Source organism: Flavobacterium bizetiae, assembly GCF_024271895.1.
Lineage (GTDB): Bacteria > Bacteroidota > Bacteroidia > Flavobacteriales > Flavobacteriaceae > Flavobacterium > Flavobacterium bizetiae.
Genome location: NZ_CP091861.1, coordinates 2,691,112 through 2,708,469 on the forward strand (window position 1 = coordinate 2,691,112; position 17,358 = coordinate 2,708,469).

Here is a 17,358-nt window from a genome sequence, read left to right on the forward strand (position 1 = left end):
TTGGCTTCTTTTTTATTTAACTTTATAAAATAACAACGAACCTAAAAATAATAATCTATGAAAAACTTAGTCATATCTTGTTTGCTTTTGTCTTGTGTTGGACTTCAAAGCTGTAAAAATGATGAAAAACAAAAAGAAGCTGAAGCTGCAAAAGCCGAAGGCGAAAAAGTTGTAAGTGTTCAGTGCTATAAAGCAGTATATGAAAAAGATACTATCGATCTAAAATTGAATACTTTAAAAAACGGAAAACTTTCAGGAGATATGCTGATGAAAGTGGCAGGTTCTCCAGAGAAATTTGGTGAAATTGCCGGAGAATTTCACGGAGATACTTTGTTTGCAGATTATACTTTTAAGGAAAAAACAAATAAAGACAGAACGTTCAAAAATCCGATGGCATTTTTAAAACGAGACAATCAGCTTATTTTAGGTAACGGAACCATGCAAACCACAATGGGCGTAACTTATTTGGTAAAAGATAAACCAATCGATTTTGATCGCGTAAAATATAAATTTTCGACTACTGAATGTGTTGAGAAAAAATAGCGAGAATCTTTGTCAAAGATTTATCATTATAATAGACCCGACAGGTTTTTAAAACCTGTCGGGTTTTATTATTATAGATCCCATCATTGTTACTGTGTATTTTTTCAGGAATGTCACCCTGAGCGGAGTCGAAGGACCACAATCTTGTCATCCTGACGAAGGAAGGATCACACTAGAAACTCCACAATCAAAATTGCCAATCTTTGCCGAATCCCGCGTGTGATCCTTCCTTCGTCAGGATGACAAACTTTAAGCTGAAAACTGCGATTGAAAACTCCACAATCAAAATTGCCAATCTTTGTAGAATCCCGTGTGTGATCCTTCCTTTGTCAGGATGACAAACTTTACGTTAAAAACTGTGACTAGAAACTCCACAATCAAAATCGTCAATCTTTGCAGAGTTCCGCGTGTGATCCTTCCTTCGTCAGGATGACAAACTTTATGCTGAAAACTTTATGCTGAAAACTTTGACTGAAAACTGAATACTGAGACTAATTAAAACGTCCGTTCGCTCGCGAGAGGGATAGGAGCAAGTTACCTTGTAACGTGGATAGCCCGACAGCATCGCGCTAAGAGGGCGTATAAGCGCAAAGAATTTTTGCCCTCTTTGCGGGATGGTGTCTCGCCCAAAGTATGGTTATAATATATGTTGTAAAGAAGTTTTTTGCGATTAGGATTGTTTAGGGGAAAAAGGGCATAAAAAAAACCGTTCCTTATTAAGAAACGGCTTTTACTATTTTTGGATTTTTATTTTTTTTATAAAACTTCTCCTTTAATTTTAAGGGCAACTCGGCCATCAGGATAGTTTACAGCATTAGTTTCAACAGTAATTGTTTTACGAATTGGACCTGAAACCATGTTGTATTTTACATCAATTTTACCTTTTTTACCAGGCATAACTGCTGCTGCGGGTTTTGTAACAACGATAGAACTTACAGTAGATTCTGCACCTGTAATTAATAGTGGTGCATCGCCTGTATTTGTAAATTCAAAAGAGCGAAGTCCGTTGTCGCTTTTTGAAATTTTTCCATAATCGATGGTATTGTCTTGGGCTGCAAATTCAATTTTTGGGCCGTTTTGTGCATAACCTATTGCGCTAAACAATACGACAGCAATAAAAGAGGCTACATTTTTCATTTTAAATTTGTTTTTAAGTTGTAAGTAAATATACATTCTTTTAATTAACACACAAATTATTAATTCGCTTTTTATAGTGTACTTAATTATTTACTTTTGCTGTCAATATAATTACAAAAATTGAACCAAAGTTTATTTGGTTATTTGTTTAAGTGTTTAATAGTTGAATGAAAACATTCAATACGATTAAACAAATGAGCGAATTAACGATTAAACGAATTAACGATTAAACAGCCTAATAAATGACAATTCCAGCACAATTTGACGCTAAGACGATTGAGAACAAATGGTATGATTACTGGATGAAAAACAATTATTTTCATTCAGAACCAGATCATAGAACGCCGTATACTATTGTAATTCCTCCTCCCAACGTCACTGGTGTCTTGCATATGGGACATATGTTGAATAATACTATTCAGGATGTTTTAATTCGTAGAGCACGTCTTAAAGGATTCAACGCTTGTTGGGTTCCGGGAACGGATCACGCCTCTATTGCAACTGAAGCAAAAGTGGTAGCAAAATTAAAAGCAGAAGGAATCAATAAAAACGATTTGTCCCGCGAAGAGTTTTTGGCACATGCTTGGGAATGGACGCATAAATATGGTGGAACAATTTTAGAGCAACTTAAAAAACTAGGTGCTTCATGCGATTGGGAACGTACCAAATTTACGATGGATCCTGACATGTCGGCAGCGGTAATTAAATCATTTGTTGACCTATATAATAAAGGATTAATTTACAGAGGTTACCGAATGGTAAACTGGGATCCGGAAGCTAAAACGACTTTGTCTGACGAAGAAGTTATTTACGAAGAACAACAAGGGAAATTATTTTTCTTAAAATATAAAATTGAAGGATCTGAAGATTTTCTGACTATTGCAACTACGCGTCCGGAAACTATTTTTGGAGATACTGCAATTTGTATTAACCCGAATGATGAGCGTTTCACACATTTGAAAGGTAAAAAAGCTATCGTTCCTATTTGTGGTCGTGTAATTCCTATTATCGAAGATGAATATGTAGATGTAGAATTCGGAACAGGATGTTTGAAAGTAACTCCTGCTCACGATATGAACGATAAAACGCTTGGAGAGAAACATGATCTTGAAATCGTTGATATTTTTAATGAAGATGCTACACTAAATAGTTTCGGATTACATTATAAGGGAAAAGACCGTTTTGTAGTTCGTACTGAAATTGCAAAAGAGTTGGAAGAAATTGGAGCTTTGGCAAAAACCGAAATCCATTTGAATAAAGTAGGAACGTCTGAAAGAACCAAAGCGGTAATCGAACCAAGATTATCAGATCAATGGTTCCTAAAAATGGAAGAATTAGTAAAACCAGCAATTAAGTCGGTTTTAGAAACAGGAGATATTAAATTACACCCGAAACGTTTCGAAAACACTTACGCGCATTGGTTAAACAATATTCGCGATTGGAATATTTCTCGTCAGTTATGGTGGGGACACAGAATTCCTGCTTTTTATTACGGAGACGGAAAAGAAGATTTTGTAGTTGCTGAAAACATTGAAGATGCTTTAGCTTTAGCAAAAGAAAGAACCAACAACCAACAACTAACAACCGACAACTTAAGACAAGATGTTGATGCTTTAGATACCTGGTTTTCTGCTTGGTTATGGCCAATGTCAGTTTTTGATGGTGTTGTGAATCCTGAAAACGAAGATTTTAAATATTATTATCCAACAAATGACTTGGTTACAGGTCCGGATATTTTATTTTTCTGGGTTGCCAGAATGATCATTGCCGGTTACGAATATACAGGCGAAAAACCGTTTAAAAATGTATACTTAACAGGTTTAGTACGTGATAAACAACGTCGTAAAATGTCTAAATCATTGGGGAATTCTCCTGATCCTTTAGACTTGATCGAAAAATTTGGTGCCGATGGTGTTCGTGTAGGATTGCTTTTAAGTGCTTCTGCAGGAAACGATATTATGTTTGATGAAGAATTATGCCTACAAGGAAAATCATTTACAAACAAAATATGGAATGCGTTTAAATTGATTAAAGGTTGGGAAGTTTCTGAAACAATCCCGCAGCCGGAATCATCAAAAGTAGCAATCGAATGGTACGAAGCGAAGTTGCAACAAACTTTGGTTGATATTGAGGATAATTTTGAGAAATACAGAATTTCAGATTCATTAATGGCGATCTACAAATTGGTTTGGGATGATTTCTGTTCTTGGTTCCTTGAAATGATCAAACCGGCTTACCAACAACCAATTGATAAAGCAACGTTTGACAAAGCAATCGAAATGTTAGAAAGTAACTTAAAATTACTTCACCCATTTATGCCTTTCTTAACTGAGGAAATTTGGCACTTAATTACAGACAGAACTCCGGAAGAAGCTTTAATTGTATCAACCTGGCCAGAATTAAAACCTTTCAATGCAGGTTTAATTGCTGATTTTGAAAGCACAATCGAAGTAATTTCAGGAATCAGAACGATTAGAAAAGATAAAAATATTCCGTTTAAAGATGCTATCGAATTAAAAGCCATCAACAGCGAAAGTCTTTCGACTTATTTTGATACCATCGTAACGAAATTAGGAAACATTACTGCTTTCGAATATGTTTCGGCTAAAGTAGATGGAGCGTTATCTTTCCGTGTAAAATCAAATGAATATTTCATCCCGATTTCAGGAGGAAATATTGATGTTGAGGCTGAAATTGCAAAGCTTACTGCAGAATTAGTTTACACGCAAGGTTTCTTAAAATCAGTTCAGGCAAAATTATCAAACGAGAAATTCGTTGCCGGAGCACCAGAGAAAGTCCTGGCAAACGAAAAACAAAAAGAAGCTGATGCTTTAGCAAAAATTGCTACAATCGAGCAAAGTATTGCTGGTTTGAAATAAGAATTAGATTTTTTTTTAAATATAAAAGCTGTCCATTTGGACAGCTTTTTTTGTATTTTGTCATTTCGACTGAAAGGAGAAATCACACGCGGAAAGCGACAAAGATTGATTACCACACAGTTTGTCATTTCGAAGAATGAGAAATCCTCGTTAGCAGCTCTACAAAGATTTTCAATTTTGATTGTGTTAGTTTCTTGCGGAGATTTCTCATTCTTCGAAATGACAAGATTAGGTTATAATCTGATTGTAAATAATTCGTGAATTCGTGGCTATAAAAAAACATCAATTATTATTTCTTCCTCCTCAAAACCAAAAATAAAGGATAGGAAATCAACGTGATGGCAACAATAATAGCAAAACTTTTAGGATCGCTGTAAATAAAACCTATTAATAAGGCTAGCGAAGCTATAATAGCGATAATTGTTGTAAAAGGATACCAGATCGAACGATAAGGTCTTGGTAAATCAGGTTCTGAAATTCGTAGTTTTATAAGAGAAAAATAAGCCAGTCCCCAAACGATAATAGAAGTAAAGGCAGCAAACGAAAATAAGACTTCGAATGAACCAATACAAATTAAAAACAAACTAAAAAGTGATGAAACCAAAAGTGCTACAATTGGGGTTCCGCCTTTATTAACTGCTGTTCCTTTTTCTATAAAAAAACCATCGCGGCTTAGTCCGTACAGGATTCTGGGCGGAATCATCATGAAGGCATTTAGAATACTGATTAGAGAGAATATAGAAATCACCGTAACGATAATGGCTCCGTTTTTTCCGAAAATGACGTTGGCAACATCGGCTGCAGCCAGATTTGATTTTGCTATGGTTTCTATGGGTAAAACGTGAAAGAAAGCCACATTCAATAAAACATAAATAGCGATTACAAGTAAGACTCCACTAAATAATGATTTCGGGATATTTTTGCTTGGATCGTCGTTTTCTTCGGCAAAAAAGCAAACACTATTCCAGCCATTATATGTGCCTATAATCAATTGAAGCGATTTGAAAAATCCAAATAATAAACCAATCTGAACAAGGGAATTGTCTTTTGGAATTGGCGCTAATTTCACGCCTGTATACATAAAACAAGCTACAAGCAAGGCAAAGAAACAAATGACTTTTAATAAACTAGTAATTTGCTGAATAAAGCTTCCGTTTTTTACGCCGCTTAAATGCAGTAATACAAAAGCGACCAAAAGCGAAATCGCCATTTCGGTAGAGTAGTTTCGAAGATCAGGAAATAAAATGATAATATATTCACTGATAACAATACAGTAAAAGGCAGGCGGAATAACATTGGTAATATAATCGAACCAGCCTGATAAAAATCCGGCATATTCGCCCAAAGCTCTTTTAATATAATTATAAGATCCTCCGGCTTTAGGTAACATTGTGGCCAACTCGGCATACGAATTAGCACCTATTAAAACAAATAATCCGCCAAAGAGCCAGGAAGCAATAACTAACCAATAATTGTCTAATAACCCCGCAATGGCGCCTGGTGTACGTAAGATTCCAACTCCTATTGTTCCTCCAATTAATACGGCAATATTAAAACTTAAACCGAGACTTTTCTTTAATTGGTTTTTCTTGGAATCTGACATATCTAGAGTTTGTTTTTTGATGAGATATAAAGTATCTGCACGGTAAAAGTAATACAATTCGAAGACTTTCGTTTGTGTCAACAAAAAACCTCATTTATTACTAAATGAGGTTTTGCATTTTAGTTAAAAAACCAAAAGCTTCTTCTGTTTTTCAAAAAATGAAAATGCAGAAAAAGCTTTGGAAAATTAACATCTAATTCAATTTTTTAGAACTTGTATCTAAGACTTGTCATGATCTGACGAGGCGCGATAGGGTTCACACTATAATTTTCGTGAACTGTATAATTCAATTCGTTTGTAATGTTTGATAATCTACATAAGATTGAAAATTTTCTCCACTCATAACCTAAAGAAGCATCAACTGTTGTGTATCCTTTTAACGGAATATCACGATCTCTGATTGTTATAATGTATGCTGGATCCGGTTTTGGATTTGCAGGAGTTGGTGTAACAGCTGTCCATAAATAATCATCGTTCCAACCTCCTGTACGGTCACCTACATAATTGGCAATTGCTCCAAAAGTTAATCCTTTTAATAAGCCCTCTGGCAATTTGTAGAAGAAACTTAAATTGGCTGTATGTTTAGGAGTTCTTGCTAATATATCGCCTACTACAAGACTTCCGTTTGTTCCTGATGATTTAGAAACTTTAGTTTCATTAAAGCTGTAACCTGCCAAAATATTCAAGCCTTCAACAGGAGTTGCAGTGATATCTATTTCGACACCTTTTCCTTTTGTAGCACCTACTAATTCTTTGAAATTGGTGTTAGCATTTTGTGTTACACCATCGGCTAAAAATTGCGCAGTTTGTGCCAGATTGTTATTTGTTATTTGATAAACAGTAACGTTTGTACTTAAAAGACCTTTCCAGAAATCTTTTTTGATACCCACTTCATACTGGTCAATAATCGAAGGATCTAACGGTTTTGAATCTACTGTTGTTCCGGTATTTGGTGTAAACGAGTTCGAATAACTTGCAAAAAGTGATAAATCTGTCGTTGGCTGAATTACTAATCCTGCTTTAGGCGAAAAAGCTTTGTTTAAGGTTTTAGCCCCTGTAACCGGAATTGCATTTTCGTAAGTAGTTGTAATAACATTTACATTGTTCTTTTTCTCGATTACTTCTTTTGTAGTAGTAGCTTCGGCTTGTTGCCAAGACCAACGTAATCCTGCCAGAACTTTTACATATTTATTGATCGAAACCAAATCTTGAAAATAAGCTCCAAAACGTTGTGTTTCTGTACTTGTTAATTGAGTAGTTCTTGAAGGGTAAGGAATATCACGACTTTGTGTGCTGTAATCGTAAGTATATAAGTTTATAGCTGTAGCTTCTGTTGTTATAAGGTCTGCAGGTTTTGCCGGATTATAGAATCCAAAAGTATAACTTGGAGCAAGAGAATTTTCGTAATCAACTCCTGTAAAAATCTGGTGTTTAACGCTACCGGTATTAAAAGTTCCCTGTAAACTCAATTGGTCGCCAAATATTTGTTCTGCACCATCAGCTTTTGTTAAACCACGTTTCCAGTTTCCGTTGGCATCAATTGTACTTAATTGTGCTGTTGAAGTCTGAGTTCTGCGGTAAGATTGATAAGAAGAATTAAAATTTAATTTCCAGTTTTTATTAAAATCATGATTAAACAACATCGAAGCACTTGCCGATTTTGTATTTGCTGTTGACCAAAGTGAACCGAAAAATTCGTTACGAGGTAAATCTAAAATTGTTTTACCATAAATTCCTGTACCAAAATCAGGAGTCCAGTCTGCGCTTAAATAATCCCCTTGAACTGTAATTTGTGTTTTATCTGAAAGATGAAATAAGAACGAAGGGTTAACGTAGATACGTTCGTTTTTTACGTAATCTCTAAAGCTTTCTGAGTTTTCGTAAGAAGCGATAAATCGGTAAGCTATAGATTTGTTTAACGGTCCGTAAATATCTAAAGATGGTTTGTAGAAAGAGTAACTTCCCATTTGCATGGATAATTCACCACCTTGTGTAAACTTTGGAGTTTTAGTTACTAAATTCATGATTCCACCAGGAGCAACGTTTCCGTATAACAAAGCAGAACCTCCTTTTAAGAATTCTACTTTTTCTAGAGATGAAACTTCCGGTATTGAACCTGCGTTGTAACGAAAGCCATTTTTAAACATATTGTTGGCAGACATATCGTAACCTCTTGAGAAAAAAGATTCCTGAGCGCCACCACGAGCAGATCCTACATAAACTCCGTTAAGGTTTTTTACTACTTCACTTAATCTAATTGCTTGTTGCTCTTCGATTATTTCGCTGCCAATGATTTGAACACTTTGCGGTAAATCCATTACTTTGATTCCTGAACGTGCCGCTTCGATTGGTTTTTTAGGCTTATTTGCTGTAATTAAAACTTCATTCAGAATTTCTCCCTTTTTGTTTTTTACAGTATCATTTGCTGTTGAGGTGTTGTCTGCCTTTGCATAATCCTGACTATAAGTAGCAATACTTATAAAAGATAAAGCGAATAGTAATTTATATCTCATGGTATTTATTTAGATTGAATAAAAATAACTTTTTGCAAATATAAGGTCACTTATATGTTTTAACAAAATATATTGATAGATTTTCTTACTTAAAACTTGATTAGTTTTGTCTTAAGATTTGCTTAAGATTTTGCTTTTTTAATTTATTGTTTTTTGAGATCTGAAGGTGAATTGGTCTAATACTCTCTTTTTATTTCATTTAAAGATTTAATGGTTGAGCATAAAAAAAACCTTGCCCAAAAGAACAAGGTTAATTGTATTAATACTTAAAAAAGCATTACTTATTTAACCGTGATTTGGTAAGTAGCCATTTTCCAGATTTCATCATATTTTTTGCCATTATGATCGCCAGAGGCTTTTTCAGTATGAGCGTATTCTACCATATAGTTTCCAGACCAGATTGGTGTAAAAGAAAATTGACCTTTATCGTTTGTCCATAATTCTTTTTCCCAACCATTTGGAGCAATTACTTTAATTTTTGTTTCTTTTGCAGCAGCACCTTCGTATAAAGCAAATCCATCAATTTTTACATTCTTTTTTGCGATGTCTGCGTTTTCGCTAAATACCCCAATTACATTATTGTTGGCAGTTGCATAGTTTCCTGCAGTTTTATTTCCAACTACTACTGTAGCGCTTGAATTGTAATCTAAAACCATAGTTCCGTAAACGTCTTTTACTTTGTGGTGCATTACAATAGTGTAAACTCCATCTTCATCCGGAGTAAAAAATGCCTGATATTTATTATCTAATGCTTTAGAAGTTAGTTTTGTTTCTTTTTTTGAAGGAGAAACTAATACTAAAGTAAAATCTTTTAAATCAGAGAACCATTTGTCTGCTTTTGTAATGTCGTTATCTGAAAATTCTCCAAAATAAACAGATATTTCCTGAGCTTTTCCTTTTGTACCAGTAGCTTTAGTTTCGATCCAAAGGGCGTGAGCAAATAATTGTGGAGCTGCAACTAACATTAAAAGTAAAAATGTTATCGTTTTTAAAGTTTTAGATTTCATAAGATGAAGTTTAAATTTTATTAAAAAATTATTTTTCACAAACTTAACTCTTATTTAGAATAATTAAAAATAAAACTTTAAAAAAAGACTTTTAAAGTAAAATAATTTAATGGGTTGGGTAATTTCGTAAAGTATATTGCCAATCTTTGTAGAATTCTGAGTGGTATTTGCTTGGCATATTGTAGTTCCAAAATGAAATATAGCAGACGAAAATATTGTTATGAAAACGAATTTCCTAGCCCCGATAGCAGTGGAAATCCTTTTGTGGCGTTGTTCGCCACAAAAGATTGGAACGAATTGCTTCGCCAGTTCGCACTTTCAGGCTCGGGTGCGGGATTAGCTCCTAAAAAAAAAGATCATCCTAATAAAGGACAATCTTTCTTTTGTTTTTCTGTGAGCGAAGTCAAAGGGTTTTATAGTAGGAGCGAGGGGCTTCGACTTCGCTCAGCCTGACAATATGGTTCTTTCAGTCTGGCGATGCAGTTCACTCAGCTTGACAATGCAATTCGTTAGAGTTTAGAATTTATAAGTAAAACTCGCCACAACATTTCTTGGTTTTTGCGGGTTTATAGTAGACCATCCTCCATTAAAATATTCTTTATTGGTAATATTATTAATGTTTAATGCGACTCTAAATTTGCTTACGTTATAAAAAACAGAAGCATTAATTACGGTATAAGATGGGATTACAAATTTTCCGGTTACTTTACTGTCTAAGGTAACATTGTCGCTGGCATAATTTCCTCCAAAACCAAGACCAAAACCGTTTAGACTTCCGTAATCAAATTTATAGGTTGCCCAAAGGTTGATTAAAGTTTCAGGACCTGACCAGATTGGTCTTTTTCCGGTTTCTAACCAAACATTCGATTCATCTCCTTTGATTACTTTACTGTCGTTATAGCTATAACCTGCAATAATATTGAATCCTTTAAAAGGGTTTGCATTCAAATCGAATTCAAAACCTTTGCTTTGTGCTTCACCACCTTGTAAACTATTGTTGATATCGGCAGGATCTGCAGTAACTAAATTGGCTACTTTAATGTCATAGTAACTTACAGTTGCATTTAGTTTATCGCCCAAAAGATTGGCTTTTATTCCAAATTCTAATTGATTGGCATGTTCTGGTTCGAATGTTTTTGAAACTCCTGTGCTGCCATTGATCATGGGTCCGATGTTTCTGAAGCCATTCATGTAGTTGGCAAACAACGAAAGTTTATCTTCTATGGGTTGGTACAATAAACCAAATTTTGGAGATAAAGCGGTTTGGTTGTAATCGTCAGCATCTGTTTTGATATTGCCTTCGGTATCGAAATAATCCAGACGTAAACTGGCCATTGCAATCAGTTTTGATGTAATATTGATGACATCTGAGGCATAAACGCTATAGGTGGCATCTTTGATATTGTTATCTTTTACGCCGGTGGTAGAAAGTATATTGTCGACTGAGCTTTGTGTTAGCACACGATCTCTCGCAGGATTTCCTGGTACAATAAGTCCGGTAGCGGGATCGATATAATTTTTTTCTCCCTGAGCGTTTACATTATAAACCCAAGCCCAGCCTGTACCGTTGTAAATAGTATTTTTTGAGAAATAATCTAAACCAACTACAAGTCGATTGCGCATATTTCCTATTTTGAAATCGCCAATAAAATTCTGTTGAATATCAGTTGTTATGGTTTGAGATTGCTCTCTGGTAATCAGGATTCCAAAATCACGCTGACCATTTTCGTTGTCGTAGATGTAAGAGTAATATCCGTTTGATCTTGTAGAACCTCTTGAAAGTGCCGTTTGCGAAGTCCATTGGTCTGAGATTTTGTAATTCATCTGACCTTGCAAATTGTATTTTGGGTTTTTGATAGACAAATCGTTACTATAGAAAGAAAGTTTTGTGTTGTAATTTAAATCGTTCATATTGGCATATTGCACGGGAGAATTTCTTCCTAAGAAAAGCATCGAAGGAGTTGTTTTTTCTTCCTGCATAAACTCTGTGCTAATCAGGAAAGATAGTCTTTCGTTTACTTTATACGATAAAACCGGAGCTACAAAAAATGAAGTTCTAAAACCGGCATCCTGAAAGCTGTTTTCGGTTTGGTAAGCGGCATTAATTCTAATACCTACATTATCTGCATCGTCTACAGAAGTATTTACATCGGCAGTAACTCTGTTTAAACCAAAGCTTCCGGCAAGATAAGATACCTCGGCACCAAAACCGGAGTAAGGTTTTTTGGTAACGGTATTAATAAGTCCGCCGTAACTTACTAAACTGCTCCCAAACAAAGTTCCTGATGGTCCTTTAATTACTTCGATTCTCTCGATATTCGCAGGATCTAAACTTCCGTTGGATAAACCTGGTAATCCGTTTACGATATTGGCCTGAGTTTCAAAACCACGCAAAGAGTAATACGATCCTCCATCGCCGCCACGACCTGTAGATTCCCATATTTTTTGAATTCCGGGTACGTTTTTCATGGCGTCTTCATAATTTGTAATGGCTTGTTCTTTTAATAAATCAGCCGAAACAACATTATAAACTTGTGGATTTTCGATGTTTTTCAGAGGCATTTTCGAAACATAATTACTTTGCTTCGGGAAAAGTTTTGCCCTGTTATTGGTAATGATAACTTCTTTTAATTGTTTGTTAGAAACTTTTAATTGCAAGTCAAGCGAGGTCGTTTCATTGGTAACAACATTTACTTCCTGCTCAAGTGTTTCGTAACCGGTTAAGGAAACCTGCAAAGTGTAGGTATTGGCTTTTACACGGCTAAATTCGAAAGCTCCATCTTCGTTGGTAATTGTACCGTATTTGGAGTTTTTAAGGATAATATTTACTCCAACTGCCAATTCGCCGTCTGAGGTTGTGATGGTTCCTTTTATTTTTCCTGTGTTTTGTTGGGCAAACATCGCGCTGGTGGCGATTAGAAAAAAACATAATGCAAAAGCAAAGTGCTGAATGCGTAGATTAAGATGCTTCATTTTTTTGGTTTGATTAATTATTCTAAAAGAGTTTTTTTTGAATTGATAAGAATTAAAAAGCACCTCCGGATTTAGAGGTGCTTTGTATATATAGTATTTAAAACTTCAACGTTAAGTTTACTAAGACATTTGCCGGAGTTTGTGCCATTCCATATGAATCCCAGTATTCTTTGTTTGTTATATTGTTGAATTTAACACCAAGTCTCCAGGTTGGCTGCTCATAAAAAACAGTAGCATTATAAACAGAATAAGAAGGAGCATAGAAACTTTCGTCTTCGAATTTGTATTGTTTGTCTACATAATTACCTCCAAAACCAAGTCCGAAATCTTTCAGTATATTTTGAAATTTATAAGACAACCAAAAATTAACTACGTTTTCAGGTGCTCCGCTGGCTTTATTTCCTTCGATACTAGCATCTGACGATTTTACGATTCGATTATCATTATAAGCATAACCAAGCACGGCGTTGAAACCTTCGATAGGATTCGCAATAAATTCGAAATCCAGACCTTTGCTTATTTGTTTACCATCCTGAACACTATATCCGTCGGGAGTTGTTCTTGTCGCATTATCAATAGTAATGTTGTAGTAACTTAAAGTTGTGCTTAATTTTTTATTGAAAGCTTCTACTTTTACACCACCTTCGTATTGGTTGGCATAAACAGGTTTTAGTACTAACAAACTTCCGTCTGGCTGATTTACGGGACCTGAATTTTGAAAACCGTTCATGTAATTTCCGAATAATGAAACCTGATTTTTAACTACTTCATACACCAAACCTAATTTAGGAGACAAAGCCGTTTGGTTATATCCCGGAACATCTACAAGATCTTTCTGAACGAAATTGTCTAAACGAAGACTTAACATGGCAGATAAACGATCTGTAAAACTGATTACATCTGAGGCATACACACTAAATATTTGTTCGTCAGGAACTGGCCATGTAAGTTGAGACAGCGCTGCATCGACTTGTTTTTTTCGAATAGGCTCAAAAGGTTTTGTTACATTGATCGTGTCCAGAACCGGCGTTGCACCATAATTAAAAGTACCTTTTGAGAATCTGTAATTTACACCTACTAATAGTTTGTGTTTGATGGTTCCGGTAGCAAACTCACCATTGATATTTTCTTGTATGTTCGTAAACTGATTTGATATTGGTCCAAAACGAGATACACTTCTTAGAACTTCAGTTGGTGAAGTCCATTTTGTGTAATATTGGTAACTGCGATCTACATTTTCGTCTATAAAAGAGTAAAGCGTTGTAGATTTCCAGTTTTCTGCCAATTGATATTCTGCCTGCACAAACACTTTTGTCGACGAAGTTTTGGCATCTAAGTCATCATGAAATAAACTTTTTCTGTAATCTATTTGCAGATCAGTTGGGTTTGTAATTCCCGGAGCATACGAACGTCCGTAAGTAGGGCGGGTGTTGTTTACATTGTAGATTTCAGTATCAACACTTAAGGTTAGTTTATCTGTTGCTTTGTAAACAAGACTTGGCGCAATCAGGAACGTTTTATTAAAACCATAATCTAAGAAACTCTTTTCGGTATTTACAGAAGTGTTTAATCTGAACAATACTTTATTATCAGGCGTTAATGGGGTATTAATATCAAGTGCAAGGCGGTTTAATCCAAAACTTCCTCCGGTATAAGAAACCTCCGTTTTTTTACCTTCAAAAGGTTTTTTGGTAACAAGATTTACAACACCACCAAAAGACGAAACAGACGATCCGAATAAAGTTCCTGATGGTCCTTTTAGCACTTCAATGCGTTCTGCATTATCTATAGAAATAGAACTACGACCCGTCATATTTTCCATTCCGTTTCGGGCGTTAACTCCCGTGCTAAATCCTCTAAAAGAAATTTCAAGTCCTCCTGACGGATAAATTTTTGTGGTTACTCCAGGTGCATTTATAACTGCGCTCCTAATATCTACAGCAACTTGCTCCTGTAAAAGTTCTTTTTGAATCACGCTGTAAACCTGCGGATTCTCCAGATTTTTAAGCGGCATTCTGGCCACATAATCTGTTTTTTTAGATAAGATGCTTTTCTTGCCATTTACGACAACTTCATGCAATTCTTTGTTCGAAACTTTTAGTTGCAGCGTTATGGCAGAGGTTTCACTTTCTGCTACTACAACTTCCTGTTCAGTAGTTTCGTAACCCGTTAAGGATATTTGCAGCATATACATATTGGCTCTTACTCTGTTCAGTTCAAAAGTTCCGTCATCGTTGGTAGTAGTACCGTATTTAGAGCTTTTAAGAATAACATTTACACCGGCAGCAGCGTCGCCATCAGAGGTTGTTATTGTACCTTTTATTTTTCCGAAATTTTGTTGGGCGAATGAACAAAAAACCGAGAATAGAAAACTGATTGTGAATAGAAAACGATAGGTTTTCACAGTAGAATATTTCATTTTTATATTGAATTTGGTTAAGTTCTTTGTTTTTATTTAGAATGAATAAAAACAGTGCAAATGTAGAAATTAATATTTTCTTAACAAATTTTATAAAGAATGATTTAATGCGCTTTTTGTTATATTTAAGTAAATAATCAATTTTTTTATTGAAGGAAGAATAGCAGCTGACTTAAATTTCTGACTTTTATTAAAAATTCAAAAAAGGGTAGATGTTACACTTCAAAAGGCTTAATTTTGCAATCTGAAAAATTGCTTCATGATTTTACCTTTCTTTAAAAAAATTCAAAATACACCCAGAGGATTTAGAATAGCTAATACTGTATTTTTTTTCCTTTCCGGATTTGGATATTCTTCCTGGGTTTCGAGAATACCGCATATAAAAGCGCAGTTGCATTTATCCGAAGCTGAATTTGGAACTGTTTTATTCGCTTTTCCTATTGGTTTAATGCTTACAATGCCTTTTACAGGAAGATTATTAAACAAATACAGCAGCCGATATATCATGTTGCTTGGAGCCGTAATGTTTAATGTTGTTCTGGCTTTACCCGGACTTGCAGGTTTTGTATGGCAGTTGGTCATTATCCTTTTAATTTTTGGGGCTTCACGTAATATTTTTAATTTATCGATTAATGCACAATCGCTTGAGGTTCAAAAATTATATAAACAATCGATCATAACGCGTTTTCATGCAGTTTGGAGTATTGCTGTTTTTTCAGGAGCAGGCTTAGGTTATGTAATGGTGTCAAGGCATATTGCGCCGGCGCATCATTTATTGGGTGTAAGTGTTTTTATGATGGCGCTTACGGCTTGTTTTTATCCGCTAAGTATTCATAATGAACCTGTACCGGTAAAGAAGAAGTTCTTTTCGATGCCGGAAAAAAATCTGATTAAGTTTGCCATAATTTGTTTTGTTTCTATGGCTTGCGAAAATACAATGTACGATTGGAGCGGTATTTATTTTGAAAATATCTTACACGCTTCGCCAAAATTAACGAGTGCTGCATTTGTATTTTTTGCGACAGCAGTAACTTTAGGACGTTTGTTTGGGGATTATGGCGTAATGAAATTTGGTACAAAACGAATCCTGCTTTATAGTGGTATTTTTATCACTTTAGGATTCTTAATTTGTTTTCTGCTACCGTTTATTTATACAACAATTTTCGGTTATGTCTTAATCGGAATTGGGGTTTCCTGCGTTGTTCCGTTAGTATTTAGCATTGCCGGAAGATCGTCAAAATTAAGCAGTGGTTCTGCATTAACTTCGATATCAACAATTGGTTACCTGGGATTTTTATTGGTTCCGCCAATGGTTGGGTTTATCTCTGAGTATTTAAGTATGAAATTTGCGTTTTTGGTAATGGCATTTCTTGGGATATTGATGATTTTTATGGTGAACAAAATCGGGGAGAACGAGTAGATTTTTTTTTTTGAAGGTGCTGAGGTTCTGAGTTGCTGAGGTTCTAAGGTTTTTCTTTTTGGATGGTTATTGAGTAATTTTTAAACTATAATTCTAATCATAGAAAAATCATCTGTTGGTTTTAAACCAAACTCATTTTCTATCCTTTTTAATTTAAAATCAAGCATATCATTCTTTTCAGAATTTGTTTGATCCATTGTTAAAAACTGAATAACGTCAATTTTTTCTTTTGACTTAGAAGGCAATAGCTTTTCGAAGGTAAAAATTCCATCCGTTGCAATACTGATGTCTTCAAGTGAATTGAATTCAATTTTTTGTTTTTGTGAACTATAGAAAGTTTGAAAATCTTCTGAAAGATGAAAACCTAAATAATCAGGTTTGTTGTCTTGCTCAAATTCGGTTATTTTTCCATTTATATTGACAAAACCATCTCCAATGGCTAATACAATACCTTTCTGTTGCACTTTATCAAATAAAATAATAATTAGAGTTGTTAATAATTCTTTCTCATCAATCATCAATTGATTCTTTATAATTTTAAGCTCATTTAACAAAGCTTGTAGAATTACTTTTAGATTTTCTTCAGGAGAGAGGGAATGATTGTTTTTCTCAATAAATTCTTTGTAGCCTTTTTCTAAACAGATTTTTTTTAGAATTTTTCCAACTAATAGAGAAGCAAACTGACTTTCTAATGCTGTTGTACAACCATCCATTAGAGCGCAAATAGTGTGATTTTTTCCATATTCACCGATGAATAAATGATCTTCGCAATTATTTTGATGATAATCGCCAATTTGCAATGATGAATATATTCTCATCTAATTATTTGTACTTGTTGTTGGTATTGATTCTGGATTTTTTTTC

General features: G+C 34.7%; 10 protein-coding genes. 3 read left to right on the forward strand and 7 right to left on the reverse strand.

The genetic code is table 11. From position 1 onward, the window contains the following. Positions 1-57: 57 nt before the first annotated feature. Positions 58-543: a hypothetical protein gene (locus tag L0669_RS11650; RefSeq protein ID WP_263763659.1), complete on the forward strand. Its 486-nt coding sequence runs from the start codon at positions 58-60 to the stop codon at positions 541-543. Positions 544-1,299: 756 nt separating this feature from the next. On the opposite strand, the gene L0669_RS11655 is transcribed toward L0669_RS11650, so the two are convergent. Continuing rightward, positions 1,300-1,680: a DUF1573 domain-containing protein gene (locus L0669_RS11655; RefSeq protein WP_065448298.1), complete on the reverse strand. Its 381-nt coding sequence runs from the start codon at positions 1,678-1,680 to the stop codon at positions 1,300-1,302. A 242-nt stretch (positions 1,681-1,922) separates the two neighbouring features. Between L0669_RS11655 and L0669_RS11660 the strand changes: the two genes are divergently transcribed. After that, a complete protein-coding gene (locus L0669_RS11660) occupies positions 1,923-4,559 on the forward strand; it encodes a valine--tRNA ligase (protein WP_263763661.1) in 2,637 nt (878 codons plus the stop codon). A gap of 289 nt (positions 4,560-4,848) precedes the next feature. Here L0669_RS11660 and L0669_RS11665 read toward each other — a convergent pair whose 3' ends face one another. The 5 genes from L0669_RS11665 to L0669_RS11685 form a co-directional block, all read right to left on the reverse strand. Continuing rightward, positions 4,849-6,162: an APC family permease gene (locus L0669_RS11665; protein WP_263763663.1), complete on the reverse strand. Its 1,314-nt coding sequence runs from the start codon at positions 6,160-6,162 to the stop codon at positions 4,849-4,851. 206 nt (positions 6,163-6,368) lie between these two features. After that, complete coding sequence (locus tag L0669_RS11670; RefSeq protein ID WP_263763665.1) at positions 6,369-8,675, reverse strand: TonB-dependent siderophore receptor; 2,307 nt, start codon at positions 8,673-8,675, stop codon at positions 6,369-6,371. Between the two features lie 281 nt (positions 8,676-8,956). Then, a complete protein-coding gene (locus L0669_RS11675) occupies positions 8,957-9,682 on the reverse strand; it encodes a hypothetical protein (RefSeq protein WP_263763667.1) in 726 nt (241 codons plus the stop codon). 516 nt (positions 9,683-10,198) lie between these two features. Next, a complete protein-coding gene (locus tag L0669_RS11680) occupies positions 10,199-12,655 on the reverse strand; it encodes a TonB-dependent receptor (RefSeq protein WP_263763669.1) in 2,457 nt (818 codons plus the stop codon). A gap of 97 nt (positions 12,656-12,752) precedes the next feature. Beyond that, complete coding sequence (locus tag L0669_RS11685) at positions 12,753-15,074, reverse strand: TonB-dependent receptor (RefSeq protein WP_263763671.1); 2,322 nt, start codon at positions 15,072-15,074, stop codon at positions 12,753-12,755. Positions 15,075-15,333: 259 nt separating this feature from the next. On the opposite strand from L0669_RS11685, the gene L0669_RS11690 reads away from it, so the two are divergent. Further along, positions 15,334-16,494 carry an MFS transporter gene (locus L0669_RS11690; RefSeq protein ID WP_263763673.1) on the forward strand — a complete coding sequence of 387 codons (1,161 nt, stop codon included), beginning with the start codon at positions 15,334-15,336 and terminating at the stop codon, positions 16,492-16,494. Between the two features lie 80 nt (positions 16,495-16,574). Here L0669_RS11690 and L0669_RS11695 read toward each other — a convergent pair whose 3' ends face one another. After that, positions 16,575-17,312 carry a protein phosphatase 2C domain-containing protein gene (locus L0669_RS11695; RefSeq protein ID WP_263763675.1) on the reverse strand — a complete coding sequence of 246 codons (738 nt, stop codon included), beginning with the start codon at positions 17,310-17,312 and terminating at the stop codon, positions 16,575-16,577. Between the last annotated feature and the right edge of the window lie 46 nt (positions 17,313-17,358).

Bases quoted from the DNA above. Each gene is read 5' to 3' on its own strand.
- L0669_RS11650 (WP_263763659.1), top strand. From the start codon at position 58: ATGAAAAACTTAGTCATATCTTGTTTGCTTTTGTCTTGTGTTGGACTT.
- L0669_RS11665 (WP_263763663.1), bottom strand. From the start codon at position 6,162: ATGTCAGATTCCAAGAAAAACCAATTAAAGAAAAGTCTCGGTTTAAGT.
- L0669_RS11695 (WP_263763675.1), bottom strand. From the start codon at position 17,312: ATGAGAATATATTCATCATTGCAAATTGGCGATTATCATCAAAATAAT.
- L0669_RS11680 (WP_263763669.1), bottom strand. From the start codon at position 12,655: ATGAAGCATCTTAATCTACGCATTCAGCACTTTGCTTTTGCATTATGT.
- L0669_RS11685 (WP_263763671.1), bottom strand. From the start codon at position 15,074: ATGAAATATTCTACTGTGAAAACCTATCGTTTTCTATTCACAATCAGT.
- L0669_RS11690 (WP_263763673.1), top strand. From the start codon at position 15,334: ATGATTTTACCTTTCTTTAAAAAAATTCAAAATACACCCAGAGGATTT.
- L0669_RS11655 (WP_065448298.1), bottom strand. From the start codon at position 1,680: ATGAAAAATGTAGCCTCTTTTATTGCTGTCGTATTGTTTAGCGCAATA.
- L0669_RS11675 (WP_263763667.1), bottom strand. From the start codon at position 9,682: ATGAAATCTAAAACTTTAAAAACGATAACATTTTTACTTTTAATGTTA.
- L0669_RS11670 (WP_263763665.1), bottom strand. From the start codon at position 8,675: ATGAGATATAAATTACTATTCGCTTTATCTTTTATAAGTATTGCTACT.
- L0669_RS11660 (WP_263763661.1), top strand. From the start codon at position 1,923: ATGACAATTCCAGCACAATTTGACGCTAAGACGATTGAGAACAAATGG.